This is a genomic window from Corynebacterium kozikiae (genome assembly GCF_024580965.1).
GTDB classification, from domain to species: domain Bacteria; phylum Actinomycetota; class Actinomycetes; order Mycobacteriales; family Mycobacteriaceae; genus Corynebacterium; species Corynebacterium kozikiae.
The window spans coordinates 1-384 of record NZ_JANIKJ010000067.1; the positions used below are offsets into that span (position 1 = coordinate 1).

At 65.1% G+C, this 384-nt stretch carries 1 protein-coding gene; it reads left to right on the forward strand.

Going from position 1 to position 384, the window contains the following annotated elements; translation table 11 throughout:
• A partial coding sequence (locus tag NQ018_RS11360; protein ID WP_444861407.1) for a tRNA ligase subunit PheS family protein occupies positions 1–303 on the forward strand: 303 nt, incomplete at its 5' end.
• Positions 304–384 lie beyond the last annotated feature (81 nt).

Sequence of the window (384 nt, forward strand, 5' to 3'; positions counted from 1 at the left end):
CGCGCCTTCTTCGAGCGCGATTTCGAAATGCGCTTCCGCCCCAGCTATTTCCCGTTCGTTGAGCCGGGCGCGGAAGTGGACATCGCCTGGCAGCAGCCCGATGGCAGCACCCGCTGGCTGGAAGTGCTGGGCTGCGGCATGGTCCATCCGAACGTGCTGCGCAACGTCGGCATCGATCCGGAGCGCTACACCGGCTTCGCCTTCGGCATGGGCGTGGAGCGCTTTGCAATGCTGCGCTACGGCGTCAACGACCTGCGTGCGTTCTTCGAGAACGACGTGCGGTTCCTGAAACAGTTCGCGTAAGCCGCAACCGTGTAGGGCCGAGCCATGCTCGGCTGCTCCCAAATTCGCAGGCCCAGGCGCATGCGCCGGGCCCACCAGGAT